This window comes from Vibrio sp. T9 (genome assembly GCF_003123985.1).
Lineage (GTDB): Bacteria > Pseudomonadota > Gammaproteobacteria > Enterobacterales > Vibrionaceae > Vibrio > Vibrio diabolicus.
Window position 1 is genome coordinate 376,793 of the sequence record NZ_NIGY01000004.1, and the last position, 22,833, is coordinate 399,625.

The 22,833-nt window shown below is 44.9% G+C and carries 21 protein-coding genes; 18 read left to right on the plus strand and 3 right to left on the minus strand.

The features are described 5' to 3' along the window. The first annotated feature begins 7 nt into the window (after positions 1-7). The 15 genes from CBX98_RS10570 (at position 8) to CBX98_RS10640 (ending at position 15,191) form a co-directional block, all read left to right on the plus strand. A complete protein-coding gene (locus CBX98_RS10570) occupies positions 8-1,213 on the plus strand; it encodes an outer membrane beta-barrel protein (protein ID WP_109169163.1) in 1,206 nt (401 codons plus the stop codon). Positions 1,214-1,246: 33 nt separating this feature from the next. Then, positions 1,247-1,759 (plus strand): polysaccharide biosynthesis/export family protein, encoded by a 513-nt coding sequence (locus tag CBX98_RS10575; RefSeq protein WP_031780257.1) that lies wholly within the window; start codon positions 1,247-1,249, stop codon positions 1,757-1,759. 15 nt (positions 1,760-1,774) lie between these two features. Then, complete coding sequence (locus tag CBX98_RS10580; RefSeq protein ID WP_172605953.1) at positions 1,775-3,955, plus strand: polysaccharide biosynthesis tyrosine autokinase; 2,181 nt, start codon at positions 1,775-1,777, stop codon at positions 3,953-3,955. Then, on the plus strand, positions 3,933-4,742 hold the full coding sequence (locus CBX98_RS10585; protein WP_109169165.1) for a putative capsular polysaccharide synthesis family protein: 810 nt from the start codon (positions 3,933-3,935) through the stop codon (positions 4,740-4,742). The genes CBX98_RS10580 and CBX98_RS10585 overlap by 23 nt, the downstream gene beginning before the upstream one ends. A gap of 2 nt (positions 4,743-4,744) precedes the next feature. Continuing rightward, positions 4,745-5,797 (plus strand): glycosyltransferase, encoded by a 1,053-nt coding sequence (locus CBX98_RS10590; RefSeq protein WP_172605954.1) that lies wholly within the window; start codon positions 4,745-4,747, stop codon positions 5,795-5,797. Beyond that, the gene (locus CBX98_RS10595) at positions 5,763-7,016 is read left to right on the plus strand and encodes an O-antigen ligase family protein (RefSeq protein WP_109169167.1); all 1,254 of its coding nucleotides are present in this window, start codon (positions 5,763-5,765) and stop codon (positions 7,014-7,016) included. The genes CBX98_RS10590 and CBX98_RS10595 overlap by 35 nt, the downstream gene beginning before the upstream one ends. Before the next feature lie 15 nt (positions 7,017-7,031). Then, complete coding sequence (locus CBX98_RS10600) at positions 7,032-7,865, plus strand: putative capsular polysaccharide synthesis family protein (RefSeq protein ID WP_046873781.1); 834 nt, start codon at positions 7,032-7,034, stop codon at positions 7,863-7,865. Further along, the gene (locus tag CBX98_RS10605) at positions 7,862-8,893 is read left to right on the plus strand and encodes a glycosyltransferase family 4 protein (protein ID WP_085344536.1); all 1,032 of its coding nucleotides are present in this window, start codon (positions 7,862-7,864) and stop codon (positions 8,891-8,893) included. Before CBX98_RS10600 ends, CBX98_RS10605 begins: the two co-directional genes overlap by 4 nt. An 8-nt stretch (positions 8,894-8,901) precedes the next feature. Beyond that, positions 8,902-10,209, plus strand: a complete 1,308-nt coding sequence (locus CBX98_RS10610) for an oligosaccharide flippase family protein (protein WP_104970211.1) — start codon at positions 8,902-8,904, stop codon at positions 10,207-10,209. Positions 10,210-10,211: 2 nt separating this feature from the next. Further along, a complete protein-coding gene (locus CBX98_RS10615) occupies positions 10,212-10,610 on the plus strand; it encodes a VanZ family protein (protein WP_109169168.1) in 399 nt (132 codons plus the stop codon). A 64-nt stretch (positions 10,611-10,674) separates the two neighbouring features. After that, the gene (yqfB, locus tag CBX98_RS10620) at positions 10,675-10,995 is read left to right on the plus strand and encodes a N(4)-acetylcytidine aminohydrolase (protein WP_005392475.1); all 321 of its coding nucleotides are present in this window, start codon (positions 10,675-10,677) and stop codon (positions 10,993-10,995) included. A 50-nt stretch (positions 10,996-11,045) separates the two neighbouring features. Continuing rightward, complete coding sequence (locus CBX98_RS10625; protein ID WP_006742221.1) at positions 11,046-11,645, plus strand: TetR/AcrR family transcriptional regulator; 600 nt, start codon at positions 11,046-11,048, stop codon at positions 11,643-11,645. 149 nt (positions 11,646-11,794) lie between these two features. After that, positions 11,795-12,829, plus strand: a complete 1,035-nt coding sequence (locus CBX98_RS10630; RefSeq protein ID WP_006742222.1) for an NADP-dependent oxidoreductase — start codon at positions 11,795-11,797, stop codon at positions 12,827-12,829. A gap of 15 nt (positions 12,830-12,844) precedes the next feature. Then, positions 12,845-13,462: a glutathione S-transferase gene (locus CBX98_RS10635; protein WP_006742223.1), complete on the plus strand. Its 618-nt coding sequence runs from the start codon at positions 12,845-12,847 to the stop codon at positions 13,460-13,462. A 289-nt stretch (positions 13,463-13,751) separates the two neighbouring features. Then, entirely contained in the window at positions 13,752-15,191 is a 1,440-nt protein-coding gene (locus CBX98_RS10640; protein ID WP_109169169.1) for a catalase, read from the plus strand. Positions 15,192-15,356: 165 nt separating this feature from the next. Here CBX98_RS10640 and CBX98_RS10645 read toward each other — a convergent pair whose 3' ends face one another. After that, positions 15,357-16,235, minus strand: a complete 879-nt coding sequence (locus tag CBX98_RS10645; RefSeq protein WP_109169170.1) for an NAD(P)-dependent oxidoreductase — start codon at positions 16,233-16,235, stop codon at positions 15,357-15,359. Between the two features lie 179 nt (positions 16,236-16,414). Beyond that, positions 16,415-18,286, minus strand: a complete 1,872-nt coding sequence (locus CBX98_RS10650; RefSeq protein WP_069536805.1) for a fructose-specific PTS transporter subunit EIIC — start codon at positions 18,284-18,286, stop codon at positions 16,415-16,417. 268 nt (positions 18,287-18,554) lie between these two features. On the opposite strand from CBX98_RS10650, the gene CBX98_RS10655 reads away from it, so the two are divergent. Next, positions 18,555-18,857 (plus strand): PTS fructose transporter subunit IIB, encoded by a 303-nt coding sequence (locus CBX98_RS10655; RefSeq protein ID WP_104970216.1) that lies wholly within the window; start codon positions 18,555-18,557, stop codon positions 18,855-18,857. Positions 18,858-18,865: 8 nt separating this feature from the next. Beyond that, entirely contained in the window at positions 18,866-19,642 is a 777-nt protein-coding gene (locus CBX98_RS10660; RefSeq protein ID WP_005392466.1) for a PTS sugar transporter subunit IIA, read from the plus strand. A gap of 34 nt (positions 19,643-19,676) precedes the next feature. On the opposite strand, the gene CBX98_RS10665 is transcribed toward CBX98_RS10660, so the two are convergent. Beyond that, entirely contained in the window at positions 19,677-20,519 is an 843-nt protein-coding gene (locus CBX98_RS10665) for an AraC family transcriptional regulator (protein WP_006742228.1), read from the minus strand. 385 nt (positions 20,520-20,904) lie between these two features. Between CBX98_RS10665 and CBX98_RS10670 the strand changes: the two genes are divergently transcribed. After that, the gene (locus tag CBX98_RS10670) at positions 20,905-22,812 is read left to right on the plus strand and encodes a fructose-specific PTS transporter subunit EIIC (protein ID WP_109169171.1); all 1,908 of its coding nucleotides are present in this window, start codon (positions 20,905-20,907) and stop codon (positions 22,810-22,812) included. The last annotated feature ends 21 nt before the right edge of the window (positions 22,813-22,833 follow it).

The window sequence follows — 22,833 nt, forward strand, 5'->3', positions numbered from 1 at the left end:
TGAGATTATGAAGAAACTGACAATGGCAATAGCATTGAGTCTGTTTTCTACTGACTTGCTCGCAGAACCGATGGCTTACCAAACCGAGTCTGGTATAGAGTTGATTCCCCTCGTAAAAACTTTCTACGAGGGAGATGACAACATCAATAAAGCGGAAAAATCCGGCAATGTAGAATCGGTCAATATTTGGGGTATAGAACCAAGCTTACTAGCACGTATAGAACGGAATCGCTATCGCGCAGATATTTTATATAAGTTAAAAGCGGGCTTTTCATCTGACGATCGCAACGACTTCGACGACCACACTTTTCAGTTTTCCAACTTTTTCGAATTTAATCATCGTCATCGTTTAGTGGTTGATTACCGTTTTCGCGCCCAGCATGAAGTTCGAGGAGAAGATATTACCGAAGGTAATGGTAGCGCAATCGACTCACCAATAGAGTTCAACCGTAACGATATCAAAACCAATTATGTCTTTGGCTCTAACGGTGCAAAAGGCAGACTCGAATTCGGTTTAGGCTACAGTGATAAAACCTATCAAAACTACCGTGACGGCTTGCCTGGGCGCACAAACGCTAAAACAAAATACAACGATTTTCGAGCCCCCAATGCACACTTGGAATTCTATTTAAGGGCGACGCCAAGAACCTATTGGTTGGTTGGGACAAAACAAATAGTAACCGACTATCAGCACCGAAATTCTTCGCAACCATCCAAAGATAACAACACCAGTTTCTATTACACCGGTGCCGAATGGGAAGTCACAGGAAAAACCAAAGGCATCGCTCGACTCGGTTATCAAATCAAAGATTTTGACAGCGCTCAACGAGAGACATTTAAAGGCTTTAGTTGGGATATCGGCTTTGAATGGCTGCCTCAAGAACAAACTCTAGTCAGAGTGAAAACCACTCAAGCGGCGGTTAACCCTGATCAAGATGGCGATTACAACCTACAAACTCGTTACCGACTGAACCTCAAGCACGATTGGAATAGTTACCTTGCAACTCGCTTAGGTGCTATTTATCAACAAGATGATTATACGGGGATCACCAGAAACGACGATCGCTACACCCTATCTTTTGGTATCGATTATCAAATTAAACGCTGGATACAGCTGCAAGCCGACTGGCAATACCAAGATAAAACCTCTAACCGACCAGGTTATAGCTTCGAACAGAACATTTGGACTTTAAGCGCACAGTTTTCTCTGTAACAAGGATTATTAATGAAGTCATTCATCACATTCATGAGCGTCGCGTTATTGCTATTTAGCACCTTGGTAAACGCTGACTCAAACGAAGAAGATTACTTACTCGACACGGGCGATACCATTTCCGTGCAGGTCTACGGTGAAGAAGATCTTACGATTAAAAATATTCTAATAACGTCAGATGGCTATTTTGATTACCCCTACCTTGGCCGAATCAAAGCAATCAAAAAAACACCGAAACAACTCAAGTACGAAATAGAAACGGGCTTAAAAGGCGATTATCTCATCAACCCAAAAGTGATGGTCACCATCAATAACTTTCGTCTGTTTTATGTCAATGGCGAAGTCAGGAAACCAGGTGGATTTGAATATCGACCAGGATTAACTATCGAAAAGGCCATCGCTTTAGCTGGTGGCTTGACCGACCGAGCCTCACGCAAAGGCATTAACCTCACCAAACATAAAACGGGTCAAACGATAGAGGGTGTCAGTATGCACCGCAACGTTGAGCCTGGTGACATTGTATTTATCGACCAGAGCTTCTTTTAAGTGACAGGGAATCAAATGAACGGGACTCATCCAAATAATCTCCAGATGAACAAAGTAGAACTGATTCGTTTTGGTCATCACTTTAAAGCGATTAAAAAGAATTGGCTAAGCATCGCAGCTTTCACGCTTCTGTTTTCATTAACTTGTACTTGGTATATCTACTCCAAAGCATCGATATACCAAGCTACAGCAACGCTACTCATCCAAGAAGAGCAAAAAAGCGCCCTTTCAATCGAGGAAGTATATGGCGTCGACACGACAAAAAAAGAGTACTTTCAAACGCAAATCGCCATTTTAAAATCGAATCATATTGCAGATAAGGTCATTAGAGAGCTGAACCTAACTCAACTACCGGAGTTCACACGCTCAGGTGGATTAAATCAAAAGATCGACCAAATAAAGTCGATCCCTTTTGTTCAAGACCTACTGAATGTGGCACCAAGCCCAAAAGAAACCGCCCAGTTTTCAGAGTCCTATTATCAAGCGCTTCAAGCTTTCAGAAGTAAACTCGATATTGAGCCGGTACGTAACACCCAATTAGTCAGAATTCGCTTTCGTTCTACCGATCCTAAGCTTGCGACGACAATCGCCAACGCTGTCGGCCAAGCCTACATTGACGCAAATTTTGAAGCCAAATTGGTCGTTACACAAAATGCGGCCACTTGGTTGACAAATAACTCACAAAAATTGGAGGAGCGATTACGTAACTCTGAGCAAGCGCTGCAAGAATTCTTGTTAAAAGAAGGATTGATCGATATAAACGGTATTGATGAAATTTACGCAAATGAGCTAGAAGAACTCACTCGCAAGCTAAATGTCGCTGTTAATAAGCGCATTGAAGCGCAGACGTTAATCCAACTGTTAAGACGTAAATCCTCACAAAGTTTAGACAGCTTGCTGTCAATTGATGAATTCGCTAATCAAGCGCAGATCCGCGACCTCAAATTATCGGAAGCCCAGGCAGCCAAAAATCTCTCTGAGCTGGCACAGCGCTACGGCCCCAAGCATGACCGAATGATTCAGGCGAAAGCGCAGCTTGCTGAAATTCAATCAAGAACCCAGCAACTCATTCGTGACATTTCCTTCAGCAAGCAACAAGACCTTCTTGCTGCAAAAGCGCAAGAGGACATGCTTCGAGCAGAACTCGATAACAAAAAGTCAGACTTCCAATCGTTAGGGTCACAAAAAGCGCGTTACGAACAGTTAAAACGCGAGGTTGAATCCAATAAGGCACTCTATGAAGCGTTCTTAAATCGTGAGAAAGAGACCAACGCCACCAGCGACTACAAAAATGTCACTGCACGTTTTACTGACAAAGCCATCATCCCTCTATTTCCGGTAGCACCGCAACGAATCAAACTGGTACTGATTGCCACCTTTTTTGGCTTTGCCATTGCTTGTGCGTTGGTCATCATCTTAGAAACTCTGCGAGAAGTTATCCGAAGCACAGCCGATGTGCAGGAAAAACTTGGTGTTACGTGTTTAGGCGTGATTCCGATGGTCAAAAAACGCAATTTGCGTAAAAACGGCGTCAGTTATACCGCGTATTTAGATGATGAAGAAAAGCTATTTAGTGAAGCTTGCCGCTCCGTCAGAACCTCGCTTCTGCTCAGATTAACCAACACGAAGCAAAAGATATTGCCCTTTACTTCTGCCATTCCAGAAGAAGGAAAAACATCGACCAGTATCAATATGGCGGTGTCGTTTTCAAAAATGGAAAAGGTATTGATCATCGACTGCGATTTACGCCGACCTTCCATCGCAAAACGGTTTGGTATTGCTGAATCAAGCCCAGGCTTAACGCATATCCTGACTATGGATACGCCAATCAAAGATTGTGTTACACGTATAGAAGAAGCCAACTTAGATGTATTACCGGCAGGCCTAATTCCGCCAAACCCACAGGAACTGCTAGCTTCTGATCGCTTTAAAAAGTTGCTCGAACATTTTCAAAATAAGTATGACCGGATCATTATCGATACACCGCCCCTACTGTCAGTGAGTGATGCACTTATTCTTGGTCAGTATGCCAATGGTCTGATTACCGTCATTCGCTCAGAATCAACAAAATCATCACTGGTTAACCTTGCGTTATCTAAACAAATACAACACTCAGTTCCATCTCTTGGCGTCTTAATCACACAAGCCAAGGCCAAGGAAGGAGAGACGCTCTATGTCCAGAAATACGCCTACTAACGTAAACCTATCTTGGTACCAAACATTGAAAAGCCAAGAACAACCGGTATTGATCTATCAAATGGGCAAAGTAGGTTCGAGTGCATTAGAGCATTCCATTCCTAACTCGATTCACTTGCACGATCTTATGACTGTCGATGCGCAAAAACAGATATCCCCCGTTAGAGCGCAATTGCATAAGCCTCAGATCAATGCGTTAAAGCGACGACTAAAGCGTATAACGATGAGCCATATGTTAAAGCGCAAGAAAAAAGTTCGAATTATCTCGCTGGTGCGTGAACCGATCGGACGAAATGTCTCAATGTTCTTTCAAGCACTTCCTTTTTGGATGGCGGACAAATATCTAAAGGATGACAGCGCAATACGTACCGAACGACCGCAATTACTCCAAGAGGCATTTGATAAGCACATGAATCATCAATATGCGCTGCAGTGGTTTGACAACGAAATCAAACAACTAACAGGGATTGATGTGTTTAACGAACCTTTTAATCACGAAGTGGGCTATCAGGCATACCATAACAACAACTTCTCACTGTTGGTCATTCGAAGTGACAAGCTAAAGCAGGCTAACTCCGCAGTTGAAGGCTTTTTAGGTTACCCCGTGGATGTCGTTTATGAAAATCAGTCAGACAACAAATGGTACTCGCCACTAATGAAAGAATTCAAAACGCAATTTCAACCTACACCCGAGTACGTTGAAGAAATGCTGAATTCTAAATTGACGAAGCACTTTTTCTCAAATGCAGAAATCACCGACCTTAAACAGCAATATCTGACCAATTAATCATGAAAACCAAGATTCTACATATTATTAATGATCTTTCTCAGAACGGCGGTGCTCAGAAGTTCTTAGTCGACCTTGTTTTAGAACATAAGCCTGAATACGAAATCAAAATTTTGGTCTTGTGTGATGAAAATGATTACTTACCAACGCTATACGCCCAAGGGATAGAGTGTTTTAACTGGCGCACTTTGTCATTGAGTGAGAAATACTGTTTGCTGCGTTGGCCGCATGTCGTTCACGGGCACCTCTACCCTTCCATTTATCTAGCGCTATTGGCGGTAGGTAAAAAACGAATCCAGACTGAGCACTGTTCTTACAACCGTCGACGTGACTATCCGTTGTTTAAGTTCATGGAATACGTCTTGTATTGGGGCCACGACTTGACGGTCAGTATTAGTGAAAAAGTACAAGATGAACTGGTGAAGTTCATGCCTCGCTACCAACATAAATATCACGTGGTGCACAATGGCGTCGATTTAAAAAGGTTTCCTATGATGCCGAAGTGCGCCAGCCACCTAATCGACAAACCAATCATCAAGATTGGCATGGTGGGCCGACTTCACCAACATAAAGATCATGAAACGCTTATCCAAGCACTTGTCCATTTACCGAGACGATACGAGCTCCATCTTGCTGGAGATGGCGAAAAAAAATCGCCACTGCAAGCATTGGCAACAAAGCTCAACGTCACGCAACGTGTTCACTTTCATGGGGTAGTTTCTGATGTTCCAGCGTTTTTGAACGACATGGACATTTACGTGCAATCATCGCATGTCGAAGGCTTTGGCTTGGCGGCGGTTGAGGCCATGGCAGCAGGCTTACCCGTATTATCATCGGACGTACCCGGTTTGGATGACGTCACCGGACGTGCCGAATATTTATTTCAGGTTGGTAACTCAAATGAGCTGAGCCAGAAAGTGCTCCAGCTGTGTGAAAGTGTTGAGCGGTATGACGCTGCAAGTCAATACTCAGTCAATAGGGCCTCTCTCTACACCATCGATAAATTTCGTGAAGGTTACTATGGAATCTACCAGCAGCTTTGCACCAACAAATAGTTCCGCGCCATCGAGCCACCGAGCCTCATGGTTTGCGGCATGCCTACTGGCATTATTCTTTATTCCCATGAAGTTTCGTGCTGGAGGAGTTGCACTAGCACCTTCAGACATCGTAAGTCTTTTGTCCATTGGTTTTACAGCGTTAGTGGTATTGGAAGGAAAAGCTGGAAAACTCATGCATCCCTGTATGGGGTTCCTCGTATTGTTCACTGGGTATGTGTTCTTAAATGGCCTGCTAAATCGCGTCCCCTTAATGCCGCTAGTTATAGAAACCGTGCAATGGCTGGCGATTCTCTGCTTGCTTAGCCTAATGTACGCCTATGGCGTGTTTGATGATGAAAGGGTTATGGTTTATTTCACTTACCTGCTGTTTTTGATCTGCACGCTCGTTGCCTTATGGCACTTTGCTCAGGGATATCAAAGCGGGTTTAAGTTACTCGGGGTAAGTAAATACGGTTTCGGTGTGCTTTGCTCACTACTATACCTTTATCGGGATAAAATTCGCGCTTTCCACCTTTTGATGCTCGTCGCTTTGGTATTACTGGTGTTGTCGCAAGAAAGAAAAGCACTACTTGGTTTTTGTCTGCTTTTCTTCTTTGACCAGCTGCTCGTAAAAAAACTGATGAGAAAATCGCTTAATGAAACGTACACGTGGACGATTTTATTAGCCTTAAGCTTCATTGTGTTTACTGCCGTCACAACCACACTCTACGTTGGGTTTGAAACGCTAGCGGACACATTGGAAATAACCCAAGAAGACGTCTTATTTGCCAACCAAAGTGAAGCCCGCTGGGTATCGAACCTTCATAGAAAACTCTTACTTGCCAATGGGTTAGACATTTTACTTCAGCACCCTATTTTAGGTGTCGGCGCGAAGATGCTGCCCAACTTTATGATCAGTTACTTTAACTATGATGAGCTGGCGATCTACACCCACAACTTTGTGTTAGATACCGCAATTGAATACGGGTTGCTCGGTATCGCCCTATTGTTTGGTGGTTATTTTCTGTTTATTCGCTTTTGCTTCCGTAGTCTCAATGACAACCGAAAAAGCCTCTTACTCGCGATATACGCCCTCATCATGGTGTTCTTCGTTGCGGTAAATACCACCATCATTTTAATACTCTTATTACCCGTCATGATAAGCATGAGCCGCGAGTCAAAGGTCAACACCATTGCTCATACTTTTCCGGTAAACCATCACCATGAATTTGAATAATCAAGGATAGGATAGATGAAGTATTCAATCTCTCGACAATTTGAAAAGAACCGAGAACTCCAAGCTGACAATTTTGTTTTAGTTTACCAAATGGGCAAAGTTGGCTCATCGTCAATTGAGCACACGCTGGGAGAAAGAAATATCCCGAGCTATCACATCCACACCTTTGATGATCACGAAGAATTTCACATGTATCACAATAAAAAAGACGTGAGTAAATTTTTCGATTTCAAAAACCGAGCGCTCTATCGCTTAGTGCTCAAGCAACGAAAACGTATCTTACAAAAACGCGAACAGATCAAAATCGTCACACTGGTCCGTGATCCAATCGCAACTGTCTTTTCTCGTTTCTTTCAAGACCTCCATTTGCAATTTATCGAAGGCAAAAAGAATGATGCAATTCACCGAGATATGGCAGTCACGTATCAGCACCTCGAACATTGTTTCGATAACTATATCAATCTCAACTATTTTGCGGACTGGTTCGACAACGAGTTAAAACGTAACTTCAATATCGATGTGATGCGTCAAGAACTGGACAACACTCAACCTTTCTTCACATTCAAGAACGAGCAAGCCAACGTCATGCTAATCAAATGCGAAAAGCTCAGTTCTCTCGATAAAGAAATTGGTGAGTTTCTCGGGCTGCAAGACTTCGTGCTGAAAAACAGCAATGAAGCGAAAAACAAGTGGTACTCCAATATCCACCAGCACTTTAAGCATCACTACGACTTTTCAAAGCTGTTCTATATGTACGATCTTCCCTTATATCGCCACGTTTATTCAGAACAAGAACGTGATGCTTTCAAGCATAAATGGATGCAGACATCAGGAACAAAATCATCATGAAAAAAGTGCTCCATATTACAGAAGCCTTCGGAGGTGGCGTTCAAACCGCCCTCTATAGTTATGCTCACTCCTCTCGAGACGAACCCTATCAACATTTCTTGCTAGCCAGAGCTCGAGAAAACGACTTAACCAATGAGAACAACCATCATATTTTCACACAGACCAAATGGGTGGAAGGCGGCTTACTTCAATTTGTTCGCGATGCAAACCACATGATTGCATCACTTGCGCCTGACGTTGTGCATTTGCACTCGAGTAAAGCGGGCTTTCTCGGGCGATTTCTAAAACTTGGCAAGGCGCGCTTGGTTTACACTCCGCACTGTTATGCTTTCGAACGTGAAGATATCTCCGAATTCGCGCGCCAGCTCTATAAAGCGCTAGAGAAAGTAAAACTAAGCAAAATTGATGTGGTGGCAGGCTGTAGCCAACGAGAATGTGACCTAGCCATTAGCATTGGTGCGAAACGTGCCGAGCTGCTCAACAACTACGTGTCTTATCAAAGTGAAGAGCGTTTAGGGCGAAACAGACAAGAAGCGCTGAGACTTGTTGTGCTTGGTCGTGTTGCGCCCCAAAAGGATCCACAATTTCTCATCGACACATTGCAACACCTTAATCGATATGCGCTTAACCGCCCATTAGATATCACTTGGATAGGTGGCGGTGACTACACACTTGAACAAAAATTGCGTACAGAAAATGTGGATGTGACTGGCATGTTGCCTCGTGATGAGGTGGTTAAAAAGCTCAAGGGTTCAGACCTTTACTTACATACTGCAGCATGGGAAGGGATGCCGTTAACTATTCTAGAAGCAGCCAAATTACATCTTCCTATGGTAATTCGAACTATCGGCGCGACCAAAGATCTAAACTACCCATTTTTAGCGCTAACACCTGAAGAAATGGCCAAGCAGATCGCGCACTGTGTCAATCATTATGATGAAATTGATTTTTGCCAATATACAACAGCGTTAAACGACGCCTTCAGTGAAGAAAAACAGCGCCTCGCACTCAATAATATTTACGGTTAAATACCTCTATGTTTCACACTATTCAACAAAAATTACTGTTGATGCCCAGCGGTAAAAAAAGCTTGCTATCTACTGGATTGAAAACCGCAATCACGCGTGTGTTGAGTGCGCTATTTGCTTTTTTACTGACACTGATTGTATCGAAGGCCAGTGACGCTTCGACTTCCGGTCAATTTTTCTTTTTATTCAACCTAGTCTCACTACTCGCGATCGTTTCTCAGCTAGGTTTTGATGTCTCATTAGTTCGCTACAATGCGATCGCCTTTAATAACAAAGAGACACTTCAACAAAGCCATAACTATAAAACAGCACTTTATCGAAGTATGGCGTTTTGCTTGCTAGCCATTGCCGTTTTGTTGGTAGGATTTAATCTGTTTCCTGAACAGCTAAATCAGACCCAATCGCCAATGCATGCGATTACTTTAGGCTTGTTCTGCATACCGTTTTTGGTGCTTGCACAGACCAACAGTCGTGTGCTTCAAGCATGTAGAAAGGTCGTGTCATCACTGTTTGCTTTACAGCTTGGCGTGAGTATGTTGATGGTCTTTTTTGTCTTTGGCTTGGACTATATCGGTCAGCAAAATATCAACAATCTGATGACCGCACTGCTTCTGGCGAGTATGAGCGTCGCGGTAATATCCAGTGTTAATTGGCTAAGTTCAGGTCAGTATCAGACATCGGCTTTCGTACCAAACAAAAAAATGGTCGCTTCTGCCAAGCAAGTCTGGATTGGCAGTATCTTCACGAACGTTCTTCAATGGGGAAGCCTTGTCATTGCGGGCTTTTTTATCTCAACAGCGGAACTCGGTTTATTAGCTGCAGCTCAACGTACATCACTACTGATTGGCTTTGTGCTGATTACCATTAACTTTGTGGTCGCCCCTATGTTTGCCTCTCTCTACAAAGAACGCCAAATGATCAAACTGCAAAGCCTGAGCCGTTTAGCTTGCCGAGCCAACGTTGGTTTGGCCATTGTGCCCGTGATTATTTGCACTCTATTCCCAGAGTTTGTGATGCGGTTTTTTGGTGAAGAGTTTCTTGCTGCTGCGCCACTGTTAGTCGTCCTGTCTTTAGGGCAGTTAGTCAATGTTGCGACTGGCTCTGTAGGGTTTTTATTACTCATGAGCGGTCACGAAAGAACCATGAAATACATTACAATTTCCTCCGGCACAATCTCTATCTGCTTGCTCATTGCGCTTTGCCAAACGTTCGGTGTTATTGGTGCAGCATGGGCGATGGCAATTGGCATGGCAATTCAGAATCTAGCAGCGTTGTACTTTGTAAAACGTTACTTAGGCTTCTTTCCAATAGGTTAATTATGGTTTCAATACTGACACGGATGAGTTTTGTTTTCGTTCTGGTGCTTACGGCTTCACTCTCTTTATGGAAAAGCTCTGACTTACACCATGCCACTTACCTGCAAATGGAAACCTACTTAGGTGGATCGAGTACGCTTCACTTTACCTTCAGTTTATTGATCGGCTTTTTATCGGTCTTCACCTTCCCCTCTTTGATAAGTTCAAGTAAAGCCGACGTCTTTGGCATCCGCCTTTTGCTGCTGCTGTTGGCTATCGTTTCAATGGAAGAAATAAGCCAACTTTTTATTCCAAGTCGCTCATTTAGTTTTGATGATCTCAGTACCAACTGGATAGGCATTATCTCGGGTTACTTTAGTGCCAAGTTGATTCGCGTCCTGCGCACTCGCTCGTTCTCTTGAAATAAGCACCTCAAGGTTATTTGGGTATATAATTACGCCAAACAACCAGACTAACGAGTACATCATGTCATCCCACCCAACCAAGATTACCTTTTTTGAATTCTTAACCCCGTTGATCACATCAGGCAAAAAAACGATTACGATTCGAGATGAATCAGAAAGTCACTACGTTCCAAATACAGAGGTCGAAGTTTTTACCCTAGAGACGGATCGTAAAGTCTGCAACATCAAAATACGCTCTGTAGAACCACTCAACTTTGAAGATATCAATGAGTTTCATGCTGAACAAGAAGCGATCGAACTGCCAAAACTCAAGCAGTTAATTCGAGAAATCTACCCAAACACCGACACGCTATTTGTGATTGAGTACGAGCTAATAAAATAACCTACAACAAACACTAGACGACTGGTCTAATTCATTCTATAGTACGCTTCATGAACGCAAAGACGAACGACACACGCCAACATATTCTCGACGTCGGATACGAGTTAATCGTAAACCGAGGGTTTACGAGTGTTGGCCTTTCAGAGCTTTTAAAAAAGGCCGCGGTGCCGAAAGGCTCGTTTTATCATTACTTCAAATCCAAAGAACAATTTGGTGAAGCGATGATTCAAGACTACTTTACTAAGTATTTTGAGCGTTTAAACGCACGCTTTACCAATACCGATCTGAATGGCTACCAACGCCTAATGAGCTACTTTGAAGAAATGGTCAAAGTAGAAGACGACGTATGTAATGCGAACAAATGTTTGTTGGTCAAGTTAAGTGCGGAAGTCTCCGATCTCTCAGAGTCCATGCGCCTAGCGTTACGCCAAGGTGCAGACAAAACCATTCAAGCAATGGCGGATTGCATTGACGTAGGCATTCAAGATGGCTCTATCCCAAATGGTGACAGTGCTTTATTGGCAAGGCAGATATACTACCTTTGGAACGGCGCAAGCTTGCTGAACAAACTGTATCAAGATCAGGCAGCATTAACGCAAAGTCTGACCTATACTCAACATCTACTGCAAAACACGCGAACTTGCCCATAGTAGGTAGCGTAAAAGTAAGATGAACACCCTACATGTGTTTCACAGTTGGTAATAACTCCTGTGATAGCACAATACACCTTCCCGCTCTATGAGCGGGATATTTTGAAATTAAAACTAGACGACCGGTCTAATCAATAAGTGAGATAAATATGACTAACGCAACAAATCGCAGAATCGTACTCGCGTCACGTCCCCACGGTGCACCAACAAAAGAAAACTTTCGTCTAGAAGAAGTGGCGAAACCGACTCCTCAAGATGGTGAGATGCTACTGAGAACCGTTTACTTATCTCTCGACCCATACATGCGCGGTCGCATGAGCGATGCCGAGTCATACGCCGATCCTGTTGCGGTTGATGACGTAATGATCGCTGGCACAGTTTGTCAGGTAGAAGCATCGAACCACCCAGATTATGAAGCGGGTGAATGGGTTCTTGCATACACTGTTGGCTGGCAAGACTACGCCATCTCAACTGGTGAGATGGTGATTAAACTTGGCAAAGAACCACAAAACCCATCATACGCTCTAGGTGTTGCTGGCATGCCAGGCTTTACCGCGTATATGGGCTTGCTCGATATCGGTCAGCCAAAACCAGGTGAAACCATTGTGGTAGCGGCCGCGACGGGCCCTGTGGGCGCGACTGTTGGTCAAATTGGCAAAATCAAAGGTTGCCGTGTTGTTGGTATTGCAGGCGGAGAAGAAAAGTGCCGTTACGCCAAAGAAGTCCTTGGTTTCGATGAATGTATCGATCACAAAGCTGACGACTTTGCAGAACAGTTGAAAAACGCCTGTGATCAAGGTATCGATGTTTACTTCGAAAACGTAGGTGGCAAAGTATTCGAAGCTGTAATGCCACTTCTGAATACCAGCGCACGTATCCCACTTTGTGGTTTGATTTCTCAGTACAACGCAACAGAACTGCCTGAAGGTACCGACCATCTTCCATTATTAATGGGTAAGCTGCTGACTAAACGAATCAAGGTGCAAGGCTTCATCATTTTTGATGACTACGGACATCGTTACGGTGAATTTGCGCAAGATATTAATCAATGGTTGGCAGAAGGAAAGATCCAATACCGTGAACATCTAGTACAAGGACTGGAGAATGCACCAGAAGCATTTATCGGTCTGTTGGAAGGTAAGAACTTCGGCAAGCTTGTAGTACAGATTAACGACCCATTATAAGGAAGGGATAAATAAATGATTAAACTTCACCATCTCAATCAGTCTCGCTCAAAGCGCATCATTTGGTTACTTGAAGAGCTAAATGTGGATTACGAAATCGTGCCTTATGTTCGTGACAAAGTGACTTTCATGGCACCGCCTGAGCTAAAGAGCGTTCATCCGCTCGGTAAATCGCCCCTGCTTGAAGATGATGGCGAGTTCATCATTGAATCTGGCGCGATGACCGAATACTTGATTGAGAAGTACAGTGATGGTGCGTTGGCTCCTGAGCGTGGGACGAAGGCGCACACTGAGTACCTACAATGGATGCACTTTGCTGAAAGTTCAGCAATCTTACCAATGTTGTTAAAAATCTTTATTAGCAAAGAGCCAAACGAAACTCAATTTCTATCAGGCTATGCTGACAAAGAAGCGATGAACGTTCTGGGTTATTTCGAGCAATCGCTAGAAGGCAAAACTTACCTAGTAGAAGAACGTTTAACTGGCGCAGACATCATGATGTCATTTATTGTCGAGCTCGTGCATAAGTTCGGTTTGGCTGGTCACTTCCCGAATATTGAGCGTTATGGAAAACAACTCGCAACGCATCCAGCGTTTGAAAAAGCTGAGCAAATTGAAGTGAAGTACTCCTAATCATTCCGCCCCTTTGATGTTCAATAAAGCGATATCAAAGGGGCGATTTCCGACGTTAGCCTTGTCAACAAAGCGCAATTCATGCAAATGCCAGCGTGCTCTTTTTACCCTTTTCGCCAATACGTTAATAAACCAATCATAAAAATCAGCTAAGGATTTGATTCTAAGTTACTTTTCATAATCGTTCCCACCTATTGAATTGATAAGCAGTATCAGTTTTTGCTTCCAGCTTTTCCGTAATAATCTTCTCTTCAGTTGCTAAGGTATTGATCCCTGGAGGGGAAGAAAAATGACAAATAAGAAATTAACCACCGCCGCAGGCTGTCCTGTCGCCCATAATCAAAATGTGATGACTGCAGGTCCTCGTGGTCCCCAACTACTGCAAGACGTTTGGTTCCTTGAAAAACTGGCACACTTTGATCGTGAAGTGATTCCTGAGCGTCGTATGCACGCCAAAGGCTCAGGCGCTTACGGCACCTTTACTGTGACTCATGACATCACAAAATACACTCGCGCGAAGATCTTCTCGGAGATTGGTAAAAAGACCGAGCTATTTGCTCGCTTTACCACCGTTGCGGGGGAGCGCGGTGCCGCAGATGCAGAGCGCGACATCCGTGGTTTTGCGATAAAGTTTTACACCGAAGAAGGCAACTGGGACTTGGTTGGTAACAACACACCAGTGTTCTTCCTCCGTGATCCACTAAAATTTCCAGATCTAAACCACGCGGTGAAACGCGATCCACGCACCAACATGCGCAGCTCGACAAACAACTGGGATTTTTGGACATCACTACCAGAAGCATTCCACCAAGTTACGATCGTTATGAGTGATCGTGGTATTCCAGCGTCTTACCGTCATATGCACGGCTTCGGTAGCCACACATTCAGCTTTATCAACGCAGAAAACGAACGTTACTGGGTGAAATTCCACTTTAAAACTCAGCAAGGCATCAAAAACCTGACTGACCAAGAAGCAGAAGCGATCGTAGGTAAAGACCGCGAAAGCCATCACCGTGACCTTTACGAAGCGATTGAGCGTCAAGGCTTCCCTAAATGGAAGATGTACGTCCAGATCATGCCTGAGTTAGAAGCAGATGAAGTGAACTTTAACCCGTTCGATCTAACAAAAGTATGGTCACAAAAAGATTATCCATTGATCCCTGTAGGCGAGTTTGAACTGAACCGTAACCCAGAAAATTTCTATGCGGAAGTTGAGCAATCCGCGTTTAACCCGGCAGCTATCGTTCCTGGAATTGGCTTCTCACCAGACAAAATGCTGCAAGGCCGTCTGTTTGCATACGGAGACGCGCAGCGTTACCGCCTAGGTGTAAACCATCACCAAATTCCAGTTAACGCGCCTCGTTGTCCGGTACACAGCTACCACCGCGATGGCGCAATGCGCGTTGATGGCAACTTTGGTTCAACACTAGGTTACGAGCCAAACTACAAACAAGAATGGGCAGAGCAACCAGATTACTCTGAGCCACCTCTACGCATCAACGGCAATGCTGATCATTACGATCACCGTGTAGACGAAGACTACTTCAGCCAAGCGGGAGACCTATTCCGTCTGATGAGCGAAGAACAGCGTCAAACTCTATTCGACAACACCGCTCGTGCAATGGATGGTGTGCCAGACTTCATCAAAGAACGTCACGTTAACCACGCCTACCAAGCGGACGAAGCTTACGGCAAAGGCCTTGAGATTGCGCTAGGCTTAAACAAGTAAACGGACACTGCACCAGCAAATGCTGTGATAAGAAGACATAAAAAGGAGGTGCCCAAAAGCACCTCCTCATTCAAGTTCGTTAATCACACACTAATGTTCAAGGGGAACGATCATGATCAACTTAAATTTCTTCAAGCTCTTTGATACCAAAGAACTGTTTATCTACTACTGATTCTTAGCCACGGCTTTAATCAGAACAGATGTATCCATGCGACCTAAACCATCGCGTTGAAGGTCTGCGTATTGCTCATCCACTTTCTTAGTCAGTGGGAGCTCTAGACCCACTCGCTCTGCTTCTTGCAGACAGAAGCCTAAGTCTTTGCGCATCCAATCAATCGCGAAGCCAAAATCAAACTTATCTTGCGCCATCGTCTTGGCGCGGTTTTCCATTTGCCATGACCCGGCAGCACCGTGCTTGAGTGTTTCAACCACTTGTTCAATATCCAAACCGGATTTCTGCGCGAGTAACAACGCTTCGCTCAAGCCTTGAAGCACACCACCAATACAGATTTGGTTTACCATTTTACAACGTTGACCTTGGCCATTTTCACCCAGAAGCGTCATTTGCTTTGCATATACGTCCATCGCTGGAGACACACGATCAAAAATGCTTTGTTCACCACCACACATGATGGTTAGAACACCATTTTCTGCGCCTGCTTGACCACCAGATACCGGAGCATCAATGAAGTGATTGCCATATTTGGTACAAGCATCGGCCAGTTCCACAGCAAGTTCTGCCGAGGTTGTTGTGTGATCAACCAAAACCGCGCCCGCTTTGAGACCAACTAACAAGCCTTCTTCACCATACACCACGCTGCGTACGTCGTTATCATTACCAACACAAGTAAATACGATATCGCAACCTTCTGCCGCTTCTCGCGGTGTCTCGCACGCAATGCCATTGTATTCTGCAGCCCATTTATCAGCTTTGGCTTTGGTGCGGTTGTATACTTTGGTTTCATACCCCGCTTTGCTCAGATAGCCCGCCATTGGGTAGCCCATGACACCCAAACCAATAAATGCTACTCGTTGTTTTTCCATTGCACGCTTCCCTTAGTTCACCTGACTGAAATGTTTTGTAACATGCTACTAAAGAATTGAAAACATTACTCGTAATTTATCCTTCACTCGCGGCACAAATAAAAGTGGAGCACGATGTTGGAGTAAAAACCGAAGCAGTCAGCAGGGTTATTAAGGAAAAATTTCTCAGAAGTAAAATGCTAAGACACTCTACGTGCTTGCAACAAAGCCGTAGCGTTCAACATGGCATCCTTGGTCGTGACATCCAACACTTTTATTTTTCGAAAACGTTCCGGTTCTTTGATCGCGACATCATGAGCAAAGATCACAAACTTCGCTTTCTCGATGTCTTTCTCGGTAATTCGGTTGATGACGCCATTCGCCCCTTGGGTTTCGACTTTAATCTTAATGCCGAGTGCACAAGCTGCTTTTTCCAATGACTTCGCCGCTAAGAACGTATGTGCCACACCTGATGGACAAGATGTAACCGCCAAAACATCCGCCTCACCTTCGCCTTGAACAGAACCATATACTTGAGAATGACCTGTATAACTCTCATCTTCGGTGACGGTTTTCTTTAGTGCAATCACGATCAACGCGGTGGTAACAGAACCAGCAATCGTGCCGATGATGTAACCGATTTTTCCATCCACAACAGGGAGAACAATCCAACCGCCCCACGGTGCATGGTTCATTACGTGGAACATAAAGCCAATCACGTTACCGACAATGCCACCCGCCACAATAGCGGGTAACACTCGTGCAGGGTCGCCAGCGGCAAAAGGAATCGCACCTTCGCTGATGCCGATCATCCCCATAATACCTGCGGCTTTCCCCGCTTCGCGTTCATCTCGCTTGAATTTACTCGGCGCCAAAAACGTGGCTAGTGCCATACCCAATGGCGGCGTACAAATCGCAATACCGACCCCGCCCATCAACCATGGTTGCGTGTTCACTTGGGTTTGAGCAAACAACGTCGCCACTTTGTTAATTGGGCCGCCCATATCAAACGCGGTCATTGCCCCAAGCACAGTTCCGAGCATTACTTTGCCTGAGCCCGCCATGCCCGTCAGCACTTCGTTCATGGTGGTCATTGCGCTGGCAATCGGAGCACCTATCACCCACATCACCGCGCCACAAGTAACAAACGTCCCCACTAGCGGATAAATAAAAATCGAGCCAAGCGAACTCATGCTGTCTGGTAGCTGAATTTTCTTTAATAGCCAAACGACAAAGCCAGCAAAAAAGCCGACCACAATTGCACCTAAAAAACCCGTATTGTAATGACTGACCGCAATCCAAGATCCAATCATACCCGGCGCAAGGCCCGGCTTGTCGGCAATGGAATAAGCAATGTAACCACCAAGCACGGCAGTAAACAATGTCAGGCCAGCAATCCCCATTTGGGCAATATCGGCCAAAATGCCCTCTTGTGGTACACCACCGTGACCAGAGATCATCACCGACAACGACAACAACACACCGCCCGCAACGATAAACGGGATCATGTGGGATGTGCCAAACAGCAGGTGCTCTTTAATGCGACCAAGTTTTTGCGCCCAAGGGCTCAGGGGTTCTGATGTAAATTCTAAAGAAGTTGGGAGAAATTCATTGGATTGGGTTTGAATATCAGTCAACATCTCAAGCGCTTCTTCTCGCGATTGAGCCTGTTTGAGCTTTTCAACAAAGCCGTCTTCGATAATTTTGGTGGAAATTTGTGCCAATACTTCAATGTGATGGTGATCATCACCATCTGGAGACGCCAGCATGAAAAACACATCGGACAGCTCGCCATCTTCGGCGCCATAATCAATCCCATTACGGCTGATCCCGACCGCGACAGCCGGTTTCGCTACAGCATCACTTTTGGCATGAGGGATCGCAATACCATCATCAAATCCTGTGTTACCGATCTCTTCTCGTTTCCAGATATCTGCCAAGAACTGGCTTTGACTATTGAGCTTGCCGGCTGCCTCTAGCATCTCGACCAGCTCTTTGAGCGCTTCATCTTTGGTTTGAGCTTTTAGATCTAAACATATCGTTTCCAGCTCAATTAGGTTTGTGATGTCCATTGTTTTACCTTCCAATATTCACGCTCGAATATATACCCAAGTGAGTTTGAGATACAGGATCCCCCTGGCTCGTATGCGTTCCTACTCATTTTATTTGGGCATAGATTAACCAGTGCCTCCCCTTTGATATATAGGACTAAAAGTGCATTAACTGGATTAATGTAACATGAGATTCAAACTGTGATAGAGCTCTTGCGTTAATCCAGCTCAAATCAATTCAATCTGCGGTGGCTGTGCTAATATCCACAAAAAATAAAATGGATAGAACATGAAAATCGTAGCGGTGACAGCATGCCCTACAGGCATCGCTCATACTTATATGGCAGCAGATGCACTAATGAAAGCTGCGCCAAAACATAACGTGCAAATTAAAGTAGAAACGCAAGGTGCGATGGGGATAGAAAATCAGCTCACTCCTCACGATATCGCTCAAGCGGATCGGGTTTTGATCGTGTCGGATATTGAGATAGAACAACTAGGCCGATTCGAAGGGACGCGCAAAATTCAAATCCCCATTGAAGAGGTTTTGCTGAACGTCGACAAAGTATTCCTCGTCCACTGCCGCGACTAAATTTGCAGATGAACGAATACCAAATCACCTTTTTCGTCGATAATGCAAATGCCAGTGCGCACCTTGCTCAGCCACTCAATCGAGTGGCAAAGAAGTTCAAAAGTACCTTACATATCATTAATGTAACGCAAAATCGTGTTGCGGAACTCACCAAGTCCGTGGCGATTTTGCAAGCAGGTCTACAACAAGGTGATTTGTGTCAAATCACAGCGATTGGCATTGACGCAGAGCTGGCCTGCTTCGTCATAAAAGACATGATTGCTGAACACTTTACGGTGGTGGGATCTCATATCAACTATGAATTTTCTAGCCAACTGGCCGAGCGTTTACCGCAAATTTGCCCACCTTGTGAAATCAAATGGCAGTACGCCAAAGCGCATACCGAGCTCACCAAGTTTGAATGCCTTAAAGGACTAGCTCAGCTCATCCACCCCATTCATCCCGACGAACTGATTCTTGCTTTTATTAAACGTGAAGAACGTTCATCAACTTGCGTGACCCCGGGGATCGCTCTACCACACGTGATGTTTTCAGGTGTTGACCATATTTCTATTGCTGTTATTGCGAATGAAAAGTCGATGGATTGGGCTTCGAAGATGGGTGATGTTCATCTGGCTATAGCACTGGTGATGCCAGAAAAGCCGACCCGAGAACAGATCATTGCGGCCACTAACCTCACAAGAAACCTGCTTACCGATCAAATGGCGGAACGCCTACTACTAACAAAAAGCAGCGTCGACTTACAGGCGCTGCTGATGTACGCCATGTCGAGGCTGCTCGCCTAAACTTTTCTATGATTTACGCACTCTGACTGAAGGCTTAAATCGAACCACGATATTCCGTCGGCGTTCTGCCTGTACGGTTCTTAAATACTCGGCAGAAATAGTTCACGTCTTTAAATCCGCAGCGCACTGACACGTCATTGAGTTTGAAGTTGTATTTCTTGAGCATAAACTTCGCACGATCCACGCGTACCCAAGTAATGTAGTCTGCCAAGGTCATGTGCCCCTGCTGACGGAACAAGCGCGACAAATGGTTCGAGGAAATACTGAATCTCGACGCAATGCTGTCACGCGTGATTGGGCGATGGAAGTTCTCTTGAATGTAGATGCAGATCCCTTGATAGAGATCTTGCACACGGCTATGTGACTGCTGCTCGACTGGCGCATCCAACATCGTCTTCGCGTATTGCAGCAATGCTTGCAGTAAAAGCTCATCCATTGGTTTTTTAGTATTCTCACGAGCCAGTGAGCTCAACGCTTCTAAGATGTTATCTATCGCAAATCCTGAGCGCGTTTGGATGCTATGCTTTTGAATATCGTAAAAGTTTGCCTCACCTTTGCGTTTGCTCACCAAACTCAACCCAAGTTGTCGACGCCCAAACAAAATACTTAACACTGAGCAATCGGTATCCCAGTCTGGTTTATTCCAACAGTTAGGTGGAATAAATATCGCGTCGCCTTTTTTAGCAACGATGTGCGTTACTTTTCGATCATGACTTTCCATTTCATTAATATATTCCCCATCCAGAACTAACTCTAGGCGAGGGAAATTAACTTGATAGCTAAATTCAGGCGGCGTATGAAAATCTCCTGCAAACCAAATATTATGAAATGGCTCTCTTTCATTTAATACCGCTGAAATTAAATCATGAAAAATCATTGTCTCACACTCTATATATGCATCAATGATGCTATTTACTATAGATATACACCGGACTGGACTTTTGTGCTATTGAGCAAAATCACACTTCCATTTTAATGTTACAAAAATCCAGTTGACGCATCAAATCTCCAGTAACAAAAACTCTATCAACAACACTCAATCCCTTTTCAAGTGGGAGCGAGGCCACATTTCACTTATCGTTTAGCTTCTTATCCATCATGTCACAGATATGCAGCTAGATTTGTCCAGTGAACGATCTAAATCACACTATAGTGAGTCGGTTACAATCCTCCAGTAAATGCATTTTTTCTTCACTACAGTCTTTTTCTCACTAATTTAAAAATATCCCTGAAATAAAAATTATATTTATAGGGGTTCGACAATGATCACCAAACTAATAAATGAAGACTTAATTAAGCTTGATCTTAAAGCGTCTTCAAAAGAAGACGTATTTAAAGAACTGGTTGCCGTTCTTCATGCCCAAGGTCGTATTTCTGACCAAACACAATTTCTTGCAGATATAAAAGCACGTGAAGAATTAGGAAATACCGGATTTGAAGATGGCGTGGCAATTCCACACGCGAAAAGCGCCGCTGTGATTGAACCGGCGGTTGTGATCGGCGTAAGCAAATCAGGTATCGAGTACGGCGCGGAAGACGGTTTACCTTCAAAGCTGTTCTTCATGATCGCTTCTCCAGACGGTGGCGATAACCACCATATCGAAGTACTTGCAGAACTATCTTCAAAATTGATTGAAGATGGTTTCATCGATGCGTTCTTAGGCGCAACAAACAGCCACGACGCACTGGCACTCCTTCTTGCTAAAGAAGAACCGCAACCAGTGACAGATGCTCCAGCAAACCAAGGTTTCATCATTGGTGTTACTGGTTGTCCTGCGGGCGTTGCGCACACTTACCTAGCAGCAGAAGCGCTAGAGAAAGGTGCAGCGGCGATGGGCTACGAAATCAAGGTTGAAACGAACGGTTCAATCGGTGTGAAAAACAGCCCAACCGCAGAAGAAATCGAGCGTGCAGACGCAATCATCGTGGCATGTGACAAGCAAGTCGACATGAACCGCTTCGCGGGCAAACGCGTGGTTAAAACCAACGTAAAAGCCCCAATCCGCGATGCTCAAGGACTGATTAATGAAGCGTTAAACGCACCGACGTACCAAGCTGAGTCCAATGGCAATACGCAAGCGTCAGTTGCAAACAAAGCTTCTCAAGCCCGTTCTGACTTATATCGCTACTTGATGAACGGCGTATCACACATGATCCCCTTCGTCGTAACGGGGGGTCTGTTGATTGCCCTTGCTCTTGCAGTCGGTGGTCAGCCAAGTGAAGCGGGCATGGCAATTCCTGAAGGCAGCATGTGGAACCAAATCCTCAACGTTGGTGTGGTTGCCTTTACGCTGATGATCCCAATCCTAGCCGGTTACATTGCTTACGCGATTGCTGACCGTCCTGCTCTGGCTCCTGGCTTGATCGGTGGTTGGATTGCAAACAACGGTTCTTTCTACGGCGCAGACGCAGGTACAGGCTTTATCGGTGCCATCATCGCTGGTCTGCTTGTGGGTTACTTCGTGAAGTGGATTACGTCGATTAACTACCACAAATTCATTCAACCTTTGGTGCCAATCATGATTGCGCCAATCACAGGTTCGTTGTTCATCGCAGGTCTATTCATCTTCGTTATCGGCGCGCCAATCGCAAGCCTAATGGACGGTCTGACTGCGCTACTAACGAGCATGAGTACAGGTAACGTCGTTCTACTAGGTATCGTACTTGGAGGTATGGCTGGCTTCGATATGGGTGGTCCATTCAACAAGGTCGCATTCCTATTCTCTGTGGGCATGATTGCGAGCGGTCAAACTCAATTTATGGGTGCGATGGCGTGTGCAATCCCTGTTGCACCTTTAGGCATGGCACTGGCAACGGCGCTTGGTCGTAAGTTCGACCTGTTCGAAGAATCAGAAACCGAAGCGGGTAAAGCCGCAGGCGCAATGGGTCTGGTGGGTATCTCTGAAGGTGCGATTCCGTTCGCAGCGCAAGATCCAATGTCAGTGATTCCTGCAAACGTACTTGGATCAATGGTGGCGGCAGTAATGGCGTTCTCATTCGGCATCACCAACAGCGTTGCTCACGGTGGTCCCGTGGTCGCTCTGCTTGGCGCGATGAACCACCCAGTCCTTGCTCTGATTTGTATGGCAGCTGGCGCAACGGTTACCGCAGTAACGTGTGTAACGTTGAAAAAAGTGCGTAAAGCAAAAATGATGCAAGCAGCCGCTTAATCCCCCCTCCCCCAAATGGCT

Bases quoted from the DNA above. Each gene is read 5' to 3' on its own strand.
- CBX98_RS10645 (WP_109169170.1), bottom strand. From the start codon at position 16,235: ATGGAAAAACAACGAGTAGCATTTATTGGTTTGGGTGTCATGGGCTAC.
- CBX98_RS10595 (WP_109169167.1), top strand. From the start codon at position 5,763: ATGGAATCTACCAGCAGCTTTGCACCAACAAATAGTTCCGCGCCATCG.
- CBX98_RS10655 (WP_104970216.1), top strand. From the start codon at position 18,555: ATGAAAATCGTAGCGGTGACAGCATGCCCTACAGGCATCGCTCATACT.
- CBX98_RS10670 (WP_109169171.1), top strand. From the start codon at position 20,905: ATGATCACCAAACTAATAAATGAAGACTTAATTAAGCTTGATCTTAAA.
- CBX98_RS10630 (WP_006742222.1), top strand. From the start codon at position 11,795: ATGACTAACGCAACAAATCGCAGAATCGTACTCGCGTCACGTCCCCAC.
- CBX98_RS10625 (WP_006742221.1), top strand. From the start codon at position 11,046: ATGAACGCAAAGACGAACGACACACGCCAACATATTCTCGACGTCGGA.
- CBX98_RS10660 (WP_005392466.1), top strand. From the start codon at position 18,866: ATGAACGAATACCAAATCACCTTTTTCGTCGATAATGCAAATGCCAGT.
- CBX98_RS10580 (WP_172605953.1), top strand. From the start codon at position 1,775: ATGAACGGGACTCATCCAAATAATCTCCAGATGAACAAAGTAGAACTG.
- CBX98_RS10665 (WP_006742228.1), bottom strand. From the start codon at position 20,519: ATGATTTTTCATGATTTAATTTCAGCGGTATTAAATGAAAGAGAGCCA.
- yqfB (WP_005392475.1), top strand. From the start codon at position 10,675: ATGTCATCCCACCCAACCAAGATTACCTTTTTTGAATTCTTAACCCCG.
- CBX98_RS10635 (WP_006742223.1), top strand. From the start codon at position 12,845: ATGATTAAACTTCACCATCTCAATCAGTCTCGCTCAAAGCGCATCATT.
- CBX98_RS10610 (WP_104970211.1), top strand. From the start codon at position 8,902: ATGTTTCACACTATTCAACAAAAATTACTGTTGATGCCCAGCGGTAAA.
- CBX98_RS10570 (WP_109169163.1), top strand. From the start codon at position 8: ATGAAGAAACTGACAATGGCAATAGCATTGAGTCTGTTTTCTACTGAC.
- CBX98_RS10575 (WP_031780257.1), top strand. From the start codon at position 1,247: ATGAGCGTCGCGTTATTGCTATTTAGCACCTTGGTAAACGCTGACTCA.
- CBX98_RS10585 (WP_109169165.1), top strand. From the start codon at position 3,933: ATGTCCAGAAATACGCCTACTAACGTAAACCTATCTTGGTACCAAACA.
- CBX98_RS10590 (WP_172605954.1), top strand. From the start codon at position 4,745: ATGAAAACCAAGATTCTACATATTATTAATGATCTTTCTCAGAACGGC.
- CBX98_RS10640 (WP_109169169.1), top strand. From the start codon at position 13,752: ATGACAAATAAGAAATTAACCACCGCCGCAGGCTGTCCTGTCGCCCAT.
- CBX98_RS10650 (WP_069536805.1), bottom strand. From the start codon at position 18,286: ATGGACATCACAAACCTAATTGAGCTGGAAACGATATGTTTAGATCTA.
- CBX98_RS10605 (WP_085344536.1), top strand. From the start codon at position 7,862: ATGAAAAAAGTGCTCCATATTACAGAAGCCTTCGGAGGTGGCGTTCAA.
- CBX98_RS10600 (WP_046873781.1), top strand. From the start codon at position 7,032: ATGAAGTATTCAATCTCTCGACAATTTGAAAAGAACCGAGAACTCCAA.
- CBX98_RS10615 (WP_109169168.1), top strand. From the start codon at position 10,212: ATGGTTTCAATACTGACACGGATGAGTTTTGTTTTCGTTCTGGTGCTT.